The organism is Methanosarcina hadiensis (assembly GCF_046529725.1).
Taxonomy (GTDB): Archaea; Halobacteriota; Methanosarcinia; order Methanosarcinales; family Methanosarcinaceae; genus Methanosarcina; species Methanosarcina hadiensis.
This window is the reverse complement of the sequence record NZ_CP136241.1, coordinates 3,814,691-3,829,517: the sequence shown is the minus strand read 5'-3', so window position 1 is coordinate 3,829,517 and position 14,827 is coordinate 3,814,691. Positions and strand designations below refer to the sequence as shown.

Sequence of the window (14,827 nt, the reverse complement as noted above, 5' to 3'; positions counted from 1 at the left end):
CCAGAAAAATCAGTTTCGGATATAGAGAAAGGAGGTTACCCTTTTGAATCAAAAATGAGTGCCTTTTTTACTCTGTTTCGATCTGGATCCATATCTGGCAAGCTTCGTTTCCAATGATTAGTTTCGGTCACGCTTCTCAATCAGTATTTCGATCAGGTACCTCGACCAGGTACCTCGATCAGGTTTCAGGTTTATATTTTCCTCAACCGTTCTATCAGACCAATACTTTTCTCAATCAGCTCCAGATGTTCAGCAATGCTGCGCGGATTCTTTTCATTCTGCAGGGAAACTGCAATACTGACCATTTTTTTAAGGAGGAGGTTTTCCAGTATTTTATAGTTCCCACTGGCAGTAGAAACCATGGATTCCTGCTCACTTTCTGTCCGGGCCGCAGGTACAGCCTTGACTTCAGGAATTATCCTTTCCACGACTTCGGTTTCATAAAAGGTTTCTGGGGTTTCTGGGGTTTCTTCTTCAACAGGCTGGAAAGTTTTTTCTTCTTCATCTTCGGTTTCCGGCGCCCTCTGGCCAAATCTGGGCTTTTGCCTGCGCGCCTGCGCTTTCTTCCTGGATTCAAAAGACGGCCTTTCCCTTTCAGCAGAAGGTCTGGCTTCCGGAGCCTGTACCTCTGCCACAGATTCAGGAGCAGGTTCAGGAGCAGATTCTTCTTCCCCTTCTTCCCGAACATCACAGATAGGGCAGATTACTGTTCCCTGGTAACGGAACTTGGGGGCTCCGCAGACCTTGCAGTGTTCAGCAAGCATTGTACCGCCAAGTTCCAGGAAACGTGCTATTCTTTTTACTTTTTTGTCTTTCTCAGAATCCATATGCCTGACCTTCCTTCTTACACAGTTTCTCAATCATTTTATAGGATTTTTCCTGTAGCTCCCTCTATATGAAGTTACCTTTATAACACATAAAGCAGAAAAGGATCTATAAACAAAACCGAAAAGCGAAGACCCTGAAGCAATCGGGCTCAGATATCACCGATAATATTTTATATAACAAGCCTGTCTTACACTAATTTATTAGCTCTAATTTTACATCATAATTGACTGCGAAGGTGATTCAGATGTCATCAAATGACTCAGCAGAAGTTATAAGACAATGTCTTCAAGTTCTAGATAGTATAACCAGCGACTCTTCAGTCCCAAGAAATATCAGGCGTTCTGTGAATGAAATTATGGATATCCTGAACAACGAATCCGAACCTCTCTTCCTTAGAGCGGCATCAAGCATTTCCATTCTCGAAGATATAAGCAATGATCCGAACCTTCCTCTTCACACAAGGACATTAATCTGGAATCTTTCAAGCCAGCTCGAAACCATTCCGGTAGACGAGTAAAGCCACAGAAAAAAGTTTTCTAATTCCGTAAAAATATTTTTCCCGAGAGCATTTTAGAAAAATCAGCTCACGGAAAGAATAAGCTCAGATACGTTTCTTGAGACGATTCTGTAAAAAAATCCCAAACTTAACCTGATTCTAAAAAAAGAAATGTAAGGGAAGTGGGCCGATAAGTTTGACAGTCACCTCCATCTTATTTTGGAATTAATTTGAAGCAAAGGGTAACCGACGAAATAAAAATTAAGGGTAGAAATCCTGTTCTTTTTTCTACTTTTTCTATTCTTTTTTTCTCTGTTTTTTCCTTATTTTTTCCCTATTTTTTCCTATTCCTCTGTTCAAACCCATATTAGACCAAAAAATTAGAGAGTGACAGGGTAATTATTATAGATAAGTTGATACGTGAAAAAGAACATAAAAAGAGAGATAATGATATAAAAAGTCTCAAAATAGAATTATGCAGGGAAAAAATTTGCCCAGTCTTTAAAAAAGTAATCAGGGTGACGGAGATTGATGAACTGAAAACGGCAAATTATAACGCTGAACCTGTAGTGCATGCGTAAGCTACGGTTAAATCAAGGTTTTAAAATAAAACTATAAAACGAAAAAGCATAAAACTGAAACCGGGGGGCAGAAAGAATGCTGGAAGAAATTTCTATCCGGATAAGAAACAATCTCGAACTTAAGGACAGGATCAGAGAAGAAGGATTGAAAATCTCAAGGGAAATTGTCAGGGAATGCAGGACAGCGAGTTTTGCCCTGCATGGGAAGGACTTTGAAAAAGCAGGCAACAGTATAGAAGCGGCTGGAAAAGCTTTAAAAAAGCTTAAAGACAGGTTCGAAGGGCATGCTGATATTTATCATGCCGGATTTGTAGAACATGCACAGCAGGAGTATTCTGAAGTTGCAGTTCTTTACAGCCTGCTGAAGGATAATGGAAAGATGCGGAACCTTCCTTCCCCGGATGACCTGGGAGTTGAATATGCCGCTTACCTTAACGGACTTGGAGATGTGGTGGGCGAGCTGAGAAGGCATATCCTTGACCTTATAAGGGAAGAGTCCTTTGAGAAAGCCGAAGTGTTTTTAGAGATTATGGAAAATATCCATGCAGTTCTCATGGACTTTGATTATCCGGATGCAATTACAGGAGGGCTCAGGCGAAAAACTGATGTGTCCCGGTCCTTGATCGAAAAAACACGCGGCGATGTGGTAAATGCAATTCAGCAGAAAAAACTTGAGAGTGCAATGAAAAGCCTGGAGTCCAGGTTATAAAAGAAATCTGATTTGCACTGAAAGCATTAATTAAAAACCATTTATTATTTATTACAATTGGATTACAATTCAGCACTTAGTTACCTGAAACTTATTATCAGGTACATTTCACTGGACGTTTTAACATCTCAACATATAAATATAAACGATAAAACCCTAAGGTTTGATAGATCCAAATTCCAGTAATTAATTCAAGAGGATACCCATGAAATTTGATCCAGAAAAAATAAAAAAAGATGCAAAGGAAAACTTTGACCTTGCCTGGAATGAAGGCAAGAAAATGGTCAAAACGCCTACCCTTAACGAGCGCTACCCGAGGACAAACCTGAGATACGGGAAGGCTCACCCTGTTTATGATACAATCCAGAGACTGAGAGAAGCCTATTTACGTATGGGTTTTGAAGAAATGATGAACCCTCTTATAGTCGATGAGAAAGAGGTTCACAAACAGTTCGGAAGCGAAGCCCTTGCAGTCCTTGACCGCTGTTTCTATCTTGCAGGCCTGCCCCGCCCGAATGTCGGTATTTCTGACGAACGTATTGCGCAGATAACCGGAATACTGGGTGATATAGGGGAGGAGGGTATAGATAAAATCAGGAAAGAACTTCACGCTTATAAAAAAGGAAAGATTGAGGGAGACGACCTTGTTCCCGAAATATCTGCATCCCTTGGGGTTTCGGATGCCCTTGTAGCGGATATGATCGACAGGGTTTTTCCTGAGTTTAAGGAACTTATCCCCCAGGCAAGCACAAAAACCCTGCGCAGCCATATGACAAGCGGCTGGTTTATTTCCCTTGGCGCACTCCTTGAGAGAGAAGAGCCACCTTTCAACTTCTTCTCAATAGACCGCTGTTTCAGGCGCGAGCAGCAGGAAGATGCTTCAAGGCTTATGACTTATTACTCAGCTTCCTGCGTGATTATGGACGAGAATGTAACTGTTGACCATGGAAAAGCAGTCTCAGAAGGACTTCTTTCGCAGTTCGGGTTCGAAAAATTCCTTTTCAGGCCAGATGAAAAGCGCAGCAAATATTATGTGCCTGACACCCAGACCGAAGTCTTTGCTTTCCACCCGAAACTTGTAGGTTCTAACTCAAAATATTCTGACGGCTGGATCGAGATTGCAACTTTCGGCATATACTCTCCAACGGCTCTTGCAGAATACGATATCCCATATCCTGTAATGAACCTCGGGCTTGGAGTTGAAAGGCTTGCCATGATCCTGCATGATGCCCCGGACATACGCTCTTTAACCTACCCGCAGATCCCGCAGTACAGCGAATGGGAAATGCCGGACAGTGGACTTGCAAAGCAGGTTTTCGTAGACAAAATGCCTGAGACACCTGAAGGATACGCGATTGCATCTGCAATTGTTGCCCAGTGCGAACTGCATGGTGAACAGCCAAGCCCCTGCGAGTTCCCTGCCTGGGAGGGGGAGGTCTGCGGAAGAAAGGTTAAGGTTTCCGTAATCGAGCCGGAAGAGAATACGAAACTCTGCGGGCCTGCTGCTTTCAATGAAGTAGTTGCCTACCAGGGAGACATTCTGGGAATTCCGAACAATAAGAAATGGCAGAAAGCTTTCGAAAACCACTCTGCCAGGGCAGGCATACGCTTCATTGAGGCATTTGCAGCCCAGGCTGCCAGGGAAATTGAAGAAGCTGCAATGTCCGGAACAAACGAGCATATTATCAGGATACGGATTGTTAAGGTTCCCTCTGAGGTCAACCTCAAAATAGGAGCCACTGCCCAGCGTTATATCACAGGCAAAAATAAAAAAATAGACATCAGAGGCCCTGTTTTCACTTCAGTAAAAGCGGAATTCGAGTAAACAACTCGGAGAAATGACTTGAAAACAGGAATAATAAGTGCAAAACGGAATGGGCTGTATGCAGAAAGAGGAAATCCCAGTAGAGGAAGTCCCGATCTCAAGATATCCTGAACTTAAAAAGTTGATGGAAACTGGAGAGCCGGTATGCATCACTTTTGAAACAGAAGAAGGAGATACGAAAGAAGGGCTTCATGGAACAGAGCCTCTCAAAAAAGCAGTACCTTTCCAGGGGACAGCTCCAGAAGAAAAAGTAGCCGGAAAAAAAACGGAAGAGCTTCCCGACAAATCCGGCTTCCTTTCCGGCTTCCTTTTTTGCGAACTTGTGCAAAAAGCCCGCATGGGAGAAAAGTTCAGGATCTCAGGGCAGAAATGCTCCCCAGGAGATTATGTCCTGGGACTTTCTGATAAAAGCCCTGCTGAATATTATTTCAAATCCGGCAGGTACATTAATACACATGCTGCAGAAAAAGCAGCACTTTCCCTTCCCAGATTAAAAAGAAAATTTCGCTCAATAGTGATCGAGCCTCTATCCCTTAACAAAGGTAGTTTTGATGTGCTGATCCTCTTCCTCAGACCTGAGAGAGCCATGCGGGTCGTCCAGGCAAACGCTTACTCCGGAGGAAAAAGGACAGTAGTGGATACAATGGGCGCAGCTTCAATATGTGGAGACTGCACTGTACTGGCTCTGGAACAGGGAATAGGTTTATCTTTCGGGTGCAAAGGATCAAGAAAACATAGTGGATACAAAGACTTTGAAGTTCCCTTTGGGATTGCTTTTGAAAAATTAAAAGAAATTGAGAAGGGACTTTCAAAGCTTCCCGAAACGACAAAATAAGCGTTAATGGATTGCGCCTGTTAGCCTGTTTTTGTTTGCTAATTTTTGTTTGTTAATTTTTTTATTAGTTTTTTGTTTATTAGTTTTCGTTCATTAGTTTTTGTTACACCAGTTTATCGAAGAAGTTTACTACGCTTTCCAGCCCGATAGCTTCTAACTGTCCCGGAGAAACGACTGCAACGGTTGCAAGAAGGCAGACCAGGACAAGAGCGAAAACGAAGGTTTTCAGCAAAAAAGAACTCATTGAAGAATGTTTTTTGTGCTTGCTGTCATCGACCTCTTCCACTAGCCCTTCATACCTGACTTTTACACTTGACCAATCGGCATTTTTGCCTGATTCGCCTGATGAGTCATTATCCTCAGAATCCTGACTCTTTCCAGAAGATACATATCTGGACCAGTCAATAGCTTGGGATTCGGAAGATTGTAAAGTTGACTGACCGGCGCTTAACGGATCATTGCCGGATTTGAAAGAAACATAGGAAATAGTGGTTGTTCTGAAAGGAGATTTGGAACCTGACGGTTCAGGCGCATCCGGTACCTGGGGTTCCTGGGCAGGTTCCTGGCTGCTGGAATTATCAGAGGAGGCAGAAATCTCCATTACCTTTTCCTCTGGCGGCAGGGAAATATCATACGCCTTTCTTTTTTGAGGGTCTTTCAGGATTTCATAAGCCTCTTTAATTTTTATGAATTTTTCGTGGGCATCAGGGGACCTGGCTCTGTCCGGATGATATTTTTTTGCATAATAATGGTACTTATCTTCGATTTCCTCGGGAGTTGCAGTTCTGGGAATATCGAATAATTGATAATAGTCCACCACTTTTCACCCTTTGAAACTATAGTTTATTATTGATCCATTCTATTGCCGTTGCAGTTAATCCGGGAAAATACTAACCTGCTAACCATCAGTCATTGAGACCTTCTGGCCTTTCTATAGTAACGCTTCTCATGATTCCGGTTCCGAGATCTTTGGCCGTAGCATGTATTATTCCGTTAGCGTCAATATCAAAAGTAACCTCTATCCGCGGAATTCCTTTCGGAGCAGGTGGGATGTTATCAAGAACAAGTGTCCCTAAAGTAACGTTTTTAGATGCAGCCCGTTCCTCCCCCTGCAGAATTTTGCCTCTTACAACCTTCTGGTTATCGTAATGTGTGGTAAAGATTCTACTGTTTCTTGTGGGAATTGTCGTGTTCTTTGGGATTATCGGTGCCATCAGATCCCCTACTGTTTCAAACCCTAGGGTAAGGGAGGTCACATCAAGAAGCACTACGTTGCCCGAATCAAGTTCTTCTCTGGCAGATTTAAGATATTCATTTCCAAGAATACCAGCCTGAACGGCAGCTCCCATTGCAACCACTTCATCAGGGTTAATGTTCTGAAGAGCCTTCTTTCCCATGAACGCTTCCACAGCTGTCACGACAGCAGGTATTCTGGTACATCCGCCAACAAAAATAACCTCGTCAATATCCGCGTATGAGAGTTTTCCGTCCTGGAGGGTTTTTTCTATAATTGAGATAGTTCTCTTAACAAGATCTTCGGTCATCCTGTTGAATTGTTCTCTTGTTATATCTATGTCCAGGCTTTTGTTTTCGAAGATATAGGGCAGGTTAACGTTCGCAGTCTCGAGAGCGGACAGATCAATCTTGCAGCGTTCTGCAGCCTCTCTCATACGCTGCATTGCCTCGGGTATACCGGAGAGGTCTTTACCTTCAGCCTCCTGGAACCTGTCGAGCAGGTGTTGAACAATTCTTACGTCGAAATCATCACCACCGAGTTCTGTATCCCCACTGGTGGCAAGTACTTCAAAGATTCCATTTTTGATCTTAAGAATAGAGACATCAAAAGTCCCGCCTCCAAGGTCATAAACCAGAATTTTCCTGTTATCAATCCCGTCCCTCAGTCCGTAAGCAAGTGCAGCTGCGGTAGGTTCATTTATGACTCTAAGTACTTCAAGCCCTGCAAGTTCGCCTGCTTTTTTTGTTGCAAAGCGTTGGGAATCATTGAAATAAGCAGGGACGGTTATTACTGCTTTTCCAACAGCATCCCCTAAATATTTCTCAGCATCCTGTTTTAGTTTTTGAAGGATCTTTGCGGAAATTCCATGAGGAGTAAATGTCTGGTTGTTTAATGACACTTTATAATCGGGTTTTCCCATGTGTCTCTTGATGGAATGAACAGTATTCTCAGGATTGGAAATCATCTGCCTTTTGGCAAGGTCTCCTACAAGTAACTCATTCTTCTTTGAAAAGCCTACAACTGAAGGCGTAAGCCTTTTTCCTTCGGAATTGGTAATGATCTTGGGCTCACCAAGTTCTATCATCGCCATACAAGAGTTGGTAGTTCCCAGGTCTATGCCAAGCACTTTTCCTCTGAGATTTGCCATTGGCGCACCCCCAATATTTTTATGATGTTTTGAAGACATATCAATTTTTCTGTTAGAGAGGAACAAAACAATAAATTAACTTCTAAAGATTTAACAAGTGAAGAGTATAATATTTATTCAGATATAAAACACTCTTCTAAATTTTTTAATTAATACAACAGAAATAAGATTAAAAAAACTTTACGGCTGATATAATAATTAAGTTTCAATCCATCGACTGTCCAGATATAAGTTAAGTATTAAGAAAAAGAAATATAGCAGGCTTTTAAGAAGAATTAAAAGATCTTTCTCAGAAAATTAGATAAAAATCCTGTTAATTTTAGAGAGATATTTGAGCTTTTTTAAGTTTCTTATTTGATTTTTGGTTTTTTATTTGATTTCTGTATTCATTTACTATCATATTTTCTTGCTTCAGCCAAATATTTTCCTGCTTTAGCCAAATACTTTCCTGCTATCGTTTCTTGCTATCATTTCCTGCTATCATTTCCTGCTATCATTTCCTGCTATCATTTCCTGCTATCAGTCAATCCTGATAATTTCGGATTTTTTCTCCGTTTTTCTGGAAATGATTAAGTGGAGAGCGTACCTGATTTTAGTATCTATCTATTTTAAATCGGTCTTTTCTGCTAACAAAAAATTCAATATAAAAAGAGGCTATCCCGGGCTATTCTTTAAATCAGGCAAATGCCAGAGCATACCTATCCCTGGATGGATGACGGGATGAGTTTATATAGAAGTACAAACATGTAAAATGCGATTTTAATTCCAGAGCTATTCCAAACTCACACTAATAAGGAGGATTAAATTATGGCAGGACAGCCAATCTTCATTTTAAAAGAAGGAAGTAAGCGAACAAGAGGCAGGGATGCCCAGAGCAACAACATCATGGCTGCAAAAGCAGTAGCAGAAGCAGTCAGAACCACCCTTGGTCCCAAAGGTATGGACAAGATGCTTGTAGACTCAATGGGCGACGTGGTTATTACAAATGACGGAGCAACCATTCTTAAAGAGATGGACATCGAGCACCCTGCAGCAAAGATGGTGGTAGAAGTATCCAAGACCCAGGACGACGAAGTAGGAGACGGAACCACCAGTGCAGCTGTAGTTGCAGGTGAACTCTTAAGTAAAGCTGAGGGCTTGATCGAGCAGGAAGTCCACCCGACAATTATTGCATCCGGATACAGGCTAGCAGCCGACAAAGCTGTTGAAGTTCTTAACTCCCTGGCAATGAGCGTAGATATGTCTAACAGGGACCTGCTTATCAGCATTGCAGAGACTGCAATGACCGGAAAAGGTGCAGAATCTTCCAAGAAGCTCCTGTCCCAGATTGCAGTGGACGCAGTTACAAGCGTTGTAGACACAAACGGCAAAAAGACAGTTGACAAGGAAAATATCAGTGTTGTCAAAAAAGTCGGCGGAAAAATTGAAGATTCCGAGCTTATCCCAGGCATGATCATTGACAAGGAAAGAGTCCACACCAACATGCCCGAGAAGGTCAGAGACGCAAAGATTGCCCTCCTGAACGCAGCAATCGAACTCAAAGACACAGAAGTCGATGCAGAGATCTCAATTACCTCTCCTGACCAGCTCCAGTCCTTCCTTGACCAGGAAGAACAGATGCTCAAGAAGATCGTCCAGAAAGTCATCAACAGCGGTGCAAACGTTGTCTTCTGCCAGAAGGGTGTTGAAGACCTTGCCCAGCACTACCTTGCAAAAGCAGGCATCTTCGCTGTCCGCAGAGTTAAGAAGAGCGACATGGAAAAACTCGCAAGGGCAACAGGCGGCAAACTCATTACCAACCTTGATGAGATGATCCCTGAAGACCTCGGATGCGCCAAACTCGTTGAAGAGAAGAAGGTTGGCGGCGACAACATGACATTTGTCACAGGCTGCGACAACCCCAAAGCTGTAACTATTCTCCTGCGCGGCGGCACAGAACATGTAGTCGACAGCATAGACAGCGCTCTTGAAGACGCCCTCCGTGTAGTAGGAGTTGCAATCGAAGATGAAAAACTCGTTGCAGGCGGCGGCTCTCCTGAAGTTGAGGTTGCTCTCAGGCTCCAGGAATACGCAGCAACTCTCGAAGGCAGGGAACAGCTTGCAGTAAAAGCCTATGCCGAAGCTCTCGAAGTCATCCCCAGGACTCTTGCAGAAAATGCAGGTCTCGACCCGATCGACATGCTCATGGAGCTCCGCTCCCAGCACGAGAAAGGCATGAAGACTGCCGGTCTCAATGTTTACGAAGGCAAAGTCGTTGACATGTGGAAGAACTTCGTTGTCGAACCCCTCAGAGTCAAGACCCAGGTAATCAATGCAGCTACCGAATCTGCAGTCATGATCCTCAGGATCGACGACATCATTGCTTCCACCCGCGCACCCTCCCCTGAAGAAATGGGAGGTATGCCAGGTGGAATGCCGGGCGGAATGCCACCAGGAATGGGCGGAATGCCAGGAATGATGTAAACTCCTGAAAAATAAGGTAAAACCGAAAACCGAATGAATCCAAAAAGGTGCAGTAACACTACTGCTCCTTTTTTCAAATTCATTCGGAAAATACTTCAGGCCTGAAAGTATATTTTCCGGACTCTCACCGGAAAATCCATGTGAATTTCCGTTCTCTTTTTCTCTTTCAGGCTTTTTTAAGGCAACTGAGAATGTCATCAGCTTCGTATTTCGTCTTAATCATACGGGTTCTGCCTCTTTTACCTTTACCTGTAAAGTCGGCATCCACATAGTTAAGAGTCTGGAGCCTGTTGACCATGCCGTAAAAGCGTGTGTATCCGAGCTGTGTTAGTTCGTGAAAGGATTTGTAGAGCTCTCCAGCTTTAATTTCATCTTTTTTTGCTATAAGCTCAAGCAGCTGTTTTTCAGAATCCGAAAGCAGGCTTATTCCCCTGCACAGGTGAAGCAGTTTGGATGCTTCGTAGGCTTTTTCCACATCCTCTGACAGGATCATACGGCTTCCTCTGCGTTCGGCATTAAAACCTGAACGTCTGAGAAGGTCAATTCCAACCCTTAAATCCCCTGTTTTCTCCACATAAGAAACAATGTGTTCCAGCACTTCATCAGAGATCACTTTAGGATAAAAACCGTATCTTACTCTATCCTTCAGTATATCCATTATCTCTGCTTTTTCATATCTTGGGAAGGATATTTCTTCAGGCAAGAAAACCGAGTTAACTCTTGAATCCAGGCAGTAAAGATCAGATGCGTCATTTACGATCCCTATAACTCCGATTTTCGTTCCCGGATATTGCTCATGAGCCCTTAGCAAAGAATACATTACCTCATTAGCATGCCCTTCACAGCAGAGATAATTAAGGTCATCAAGAGCTACGATCAGGACTTTTTCCGAAGAAACTAGAAAATTCACAACGGTCTCAAAGAGTTTCCTGAAAGCAATTCCGGAATTAGGGGGAGAGATTCCAAATAACTGCCTGTAAATTCTGGACATTACGGCAAAACGTGTGGAATCAATCTGGCAGTTAACCTTTACAGTTACGACATTCGGAGCATGAACTTCTAGTTCTTTAAAGGTCTTCATAACCGCACTGGTTTTTCCAGTACCCGGAGGCCCGACCAGCAAGCAGTTTAAAGGCCGCATACCTCGCAGAGCCGGTTTAAGTGCAAATTTGAGCGCGTTTAACTGCGAATCCCTGTGGGGAAAATATTCCGGGAGATAATCCGGTTCAAGAACCGAAAGATCCTTAAATAGGGTTTCATCCCAGAGTAGTATATCGTTACCTGTCAAGGGAACCTGCTCCTTTTTAGTGATATGTACTTTTATTGTAGCCTTTTGCTGCTTTTACTGTATCCTTTTGCTCCTGGATTTTTACTGCTGGGCAGTCTGATTGCAGATCAGTAATTCTGGGTGCCGGTTTGTAAAGACCTGTCTGGCAGACCTTATTTGGTTGATCCAATGAATGCAGTACAGTTAAACACTACAAGTTTGATAAACATTATAAATTGATAAACATTACAATCTGGAAATCCGGACATGGGTTTTAAAAGGTCAAATCTCTGATTTTAATATAAATAAGTTAAATTTTTGTAAATATATCTATTGCTCTGTTTAAATTTTTCATAGATATGCTTTATTACGTTTTAGCTTTTTTGAATTTTTGCTGAATAATGAATGCGTTTTTAAACAAGCATCCAGTAATTTTGAGAAAATGTCTGAAAAACTCATGATCTGCTAAAATTACATTCAACCCCGGATAAAGAAAGAAACTTATGATTTCCCCTGCAAACTGTATTTAAAGTTAATTTATAAAAAAGATATTTATTGCCTGAGAAAAAAATGAATAGGAGAAGAATTAAAATAGAAACAACTGAAAAGTTAACAGGAAGCTCTGATGAATAATAAATCTTATTGAAAGTAGCCAGTATAAATCTCATTAAAAGTAGCCAGTTGCATCAGAACGGCAGGCACGAAATTGCTCGATATTAATAGTGGGGCGGGAAGAAAAATATGGAAATCGAATCAAAATTTTTGGTACCGGAAGAAAAGGATTTTAAAGCGCTTGAAAATCTCTCCATGCTTGATTCTTATACAATTTCTGAAACTAAGATCCAGCTAAATGAAGACACTTTTCTTGATACGGAAAATAAAGACATAATGGCCGCAGGGTATTACCTGAGAGTAAGAAAAGACTCGGGCGAAAAAGGGAAATGGATCACTATCAAAAGCCTCGGAGGTTTTAATGCCGGAACCCACCGGAGGGAAGAATACGTTTGCTTCCTGCCTGAAGGGTTTTCCGTACTCGAATGCCCGGACCTCCGGATCAGAAATATGATTTTTCAGTTCACTTCAGGGCTAGGCCTCCTCCCGTTAATTACCCTCAAGCAAAAAAGAATAATTCGCCAGTTAAAGCTTGAAGAAAAGCTGATAGCTGACCTCTATCTGGACAGGGTAAACCTCAAAAGTGAGAGCAGGAAGAAAACATACAATGAACTTGAAGTTGAACTTAAAAATGGAGGGACTGTTGATGACCTAGAAGCTATCCGGTCTTTCCTGCTCAGTCATTATAACCTCAAAGAGAGCCCCTTTTCGAAATTTGAAAGAGCGTACATCTTCAGGGAAAACCTGCCGGAGAAAACTCTCCTGAACCTGCAAGAAAGAGCTGTGTGTACACAGCTGGAGAATCACGAAAACATTTACGGCAAATATGCTAAAATTTTGCTTTTACTTGACAGGGGAGGCAATCCCTCAGAACTCAGCCTTTTACTTAAAATTCCGGAACCCGAAATCGAAGATTTACTCTCGCGGTTTGAAAAAGAAAGGCTCTCTATTTTTCCATTTACTGGAACCGGAGAGAAAAATCCTGAAAAGAACCTGACATTTTATTTTCAATCCGGGAGAGGAATCCCGGAAAGTAACTGGAAGGAAACAGGTTATGAAGAATGGACACCTGAAGGACTTTTAGAATTCTATGGAATCAGCAGAGAAAGAGCTGAAAATACAATGTCAGGAGCTCTTGCGCTTTTTGACGGGCTTTCTCCCTATCATGGACTCGGAAAAGAGGAAAGAAAACTGCTTGAACTTGCGGCTCTTTTGCAGAATATTGGAAGTACCGTATGCAGGGAAGAAGAAACCCGTATTATCAGGGAGATTATCCTCACTCATCCCTTAAAAGGCCTGAAGCTTAACGAATTACAGATGCTGGCCCTGGTTATGGAACTCCAGAGCCCTCCAATAAGCGAGAAGAATTTCTCTTTTGCGCTTCAAGAAATAAATACCAGTCTTCCTCCTGCCTCTCAGAACAAAGCTCTTATTCTTGCATCTCTCCTTCGGATTGCAGGCAGCCTGGAAACCGATAATCAGATTTCTTTGCCATGCAGGTTCAGACAGCTTGACAAAGCAGTTGAAATAGAACTGGCAGGATCTGCTGCAGAAAAAATTGCAAAAAAGGCAGAAAAGAAAAGCGATCTCTGGGATTATCTCTTCAGTACCGAATTAAAGTTTACTCAGGCAAAGATACTTTTTGAAGCCGGAAATTCAGAAAAAACGCAGAGAGAAGAAGAAAAAAAGGAAGGAAAAGAAGAGGGAAAAAAGAAAGAAGAGAAAGAAGGAGGAGAAAAAGAAAAAATAAAGGATAGAGCCGAGGGAGGAACTGAAAAGGAAAAGGAAAAAACTGAAAAACAAACTGAGAAGAAAAAAAGAAAAGATACTCAAAAATTCACAGTCAGCCCGGAAGATTCCATGGCTTTTGTTGCGCACAGGATCTTTACATATCAGTTTTCCCAGATGCTCGCCCATGAAAAAGGGTCCCGTAAGGGAGAAGATATTGAAGAGCTTCACGATATGCGCGTCGCAGTCCGCAGAATGAGGGCGGCAGCAATAGTTTTTGACAAATACATTGAATCCGAAAAACTGGACCCTCACCTCAAGGGGTTAAGAAGGACACTCGGTGCTATGGGTGGAGTCCGGGACCTTGATGTATTCAGGGAAAAGGCGGAAGCTTACCTGAAAACCCTGCCATCGGGGCATGAGCATGATCTTGACCCTCTTTTTCTTACACTCGCAGAGGAAAGGGAAAAAGCGAGGGAAAATATGCTTGACTACCTTGATAGTGAAAAATACAGCCGTTTTAAAAAAGACTTTTTAGAATTCCTGGATTTTCCGGAAACCTGGGCTCTTCCCATAACTACGGAAAAACATGACTCTCTGCCGCACAGGGTAAAAGACGTTCTTCCTTCTATCCTTTATGCCCGCTTAGCCGATATAAGCGCCTATTCCGAATGGGTGGAGGGACCCTATGTTTCAGTTGAAAGGCTTCACAGGCTAAGAATTGCTGCCAAAGGCCTGCGTTATACCCTGGAATTCTTTGAGAACGTGCTCGGAAAAGAAGTTGAGAGCCTGATAAGGGATTTCAAAGTTTTACAGGACCATCTCGGAGACCTGCACGATGCAGCCGTTGCAACTGAAATGCTGGATACATATTTAAAGACGGGAAACTGGGGTCTTTCAGGAAGTGAAAAGCTATCAGACAGAATGCAGATTCCCGAAAACTCTGAAGGAATTGAGGCTTACCTTGCCTACAGGGAAGCAGAGCTTTTAAGTTTGCTCGACACTTTTCCCGATGCGTGGGAAAAAGTCAGGAAAGGAGAATTTAGAAAGAAAATTGAAAGTGCGGTCAGAAGCCTTTATGAGAGTTTCTGACGGAGTA

Annotated in this window: 10 protein-coding genes; 6 read left to right on the top strand and 4 right to left on the bottom strand. The window is 42.4% G+C overall.

Going from position 1 to position 14,827, the window contains the following annotated elements:
• Positions 1–191: 191 nt before the first annotated feature.
• Positions 192–827, bottom strand: a complete 636-nt coding sequence (locus RSJ42_RS16415; protein ID WP_410508316.1) for an Sjogren's syndrome/scleroderma autoantigen 1 family protein — start codon at positions 825–827, stop codon at positions 192–194.
• Positions 828–1,072: 245 nt separating this feature from the next.
• Here RSJ42_RS16415 and RSJ42_RS16410 point away from each other — a divergent pair, with 245 nt between their 5' ends.
• The 4 genes from RSJ42_RS16410 (at position 1,073) to RSJ42_RS16395 (ending at position 5,274) form a co-directional block, all read left to right on the top strand.
• Positions 1,073–1,345 (top strand): UPF0147 family protein, encoded by a 273-nt coding sequence (locus RSJ42_RS16410; RefSeq protein ID WP_048064806.1) that lies wholly within the window; start codon positions 1,073–1,075, stop codon positions 1,343–1,345.
• Positions 1,346–1,981: 636 nt separating this feature from the next.
• Entirely contained in the window at positions 1,982–2,614 is a 633-nt protein-coding gene (locus RSJ42_RS16405; RefSeq protein ID WP_410508315.1) for a haloacid dehalogenase, read from the top strand.
• A 205-nt stretch (positions 2,615–2,819) separates the two neighbouring features.
• Positions 2,820–4,439, top strand: a complete 1,620-nt coding sequence (gene sepS / locus RSJ42_RS16400; protein WP_410508314.1) for an O-phosphoserine--tRNA ligase — start codon at positions 2,820–2,822, stop codon at positions 4,437–4,439.
• A gap of 49 nt (positions 4,440–4,488) precedes the next feature.
• A complete protein-coding gene (locus RSJ42_RS16395; protein WP_410508313.1) occupies positions 4,489–5,274 on the top strand; it encodes a DUF169 domain-containing protein in 786 nt (261 codons plus the stop codon).
• 103 nt (positions 5,275–5,377) lie between these two features.
• Here the strand turns inward: RSJ42_RS16395 and RSJ42_RS16390 are convergent, their stop codons facing one another.
• Together RSJ42_RS16390 and dnaK are read right to left on the bottom strand one after the other, a co-directional pair.
• Positions 5,378–6,091, bottom strand: a complete 714-nt coding sequence (locus tag RSJ42_RS16390) for a DnaJ domain-containing protein (RefSeq protein WP_410508312.1) — start codon at positions 6,089–6,091, stop codon at positions 5,378–5,380.
• An 88-nt stretch (positions 6,092–6,179) separates the two neighbouring features.
• Complete coding sequence (gene dnaK / locus RSJ42_RS16385) at positions 6,180–7,658, bottom strand: molecular chaperone DnaK (RefSeq protein WP_410508311.1); 1,479 nt, start codon at positions 7,656–7,658, stop codon at positions 6,180–6,182.
• An 807-nt stretch (positions 7,659–8,465) separates the two neighbouring features.
• Here dnaK and thsB point away from each other — a divergent pair.
• Positions 8,466–10,121 (top strand): thermosome subunit beta, encoded by a 1,656-nt coding sequence (gene thsB, locus RSJ42_RS16380; protein WP_410508310.1) that lies wholly within the window; start codon positions 8,466–8,468, stop codon positions 10,119–10,121.
• Positions 10,122–10,287: 166 nt separating this feature from the next.
• Here thsB and RSJ42_RS16375 read toward each other — a convergent pair whose 3' ends face one another.
• On the bottom strand, positions 10,288–11,409 hold the full coding sequence (locus RSJ42_RS16375) for an ORC1-type DNA replication protein (RefSeq protein ID WP_410508309.1): 1,122 nt from the start codon (positions 11,407–11,409) through the stop codon (positions 10,288–10,290).
• Positions 11,410–12,129: 720 nt separating this feature from the next.
• Between RSJ42_RS16375 and RSJ42_RS16370 the strand changes: the two genes are divergently transcribed.
• On the top strand, positions 12,130–14,820 hold the full coding sequence (locus tag RSJ42_RS16370; RefSeq protein ID WP_410508308.1) for a CHAD domain-containing protein: 2,691 nt from the start codon (positions 12,130–12,132) through the stop codon (positions 14,818–14,820).
• Positions 14,821–14,827 lie beyond the last annotated feature (7 nt).

Excerpts from the sequence above, each read along its gene's own strand:
- RSJ42_RS16415 (WP_410508316.1), bottom strand. The coding sequence starts at position 827 with ATGGATTCTGAGAAAGACAAAAAAGTAAAAAGAATAGCACGTTTCCTG.
- RSJ42_RS16410 (WP_048064806.1), top strand. The coding sequence starts at position 1,073 with ATGTCATCAAATGACTCAGCAGAAGTTATAAGACAATGTCTTCAAGTT.
- RSJ42_RS16405 (WP_410508315.1), top strand. The coding sequence starts at position 1,982 with ATGCTGGAAGAAATTTCTATCCGGATAAGAAACAATCTCGAACTTAAG.
- sepS (WP_410508314.1), top strand. The coding sequence starts at position 2,820 with ATGAAATTTGATCCAGAAAAAATAAAAAAAGATGCAAAGGAAAACTTT.
- RSJ42_RS16395 (WP_410508313.1), top strand. The coding sequence starts at position 4,489 with ATGGGCTGTATGCAGAAAGAGGAAATCCCAGTAGAGGAAGTCCCGATC.
- dnaK (WP_410508311.1), bottom strand. The coding sequence starts at position 7,658 with ATGGCAAATCTCAGAGGAAAAGTGCTTGGCATAGACCTGGGAACTACC.
- thsB (WP_410508310.1), top strand. The coding sequence starts at position 8,466 with ATGGCAGGACAGCCAATCTTCATTTTAAAAGAAGGAAGTAAGCGAACA.
- RSJ42_RS16370 (WP_410508308.1), top strand. The coding sequence starts at position 12,130 with ATGGAAATCGAATCAAAATTTTTGGTACCGGAAGAAAAGGATTTTAAA.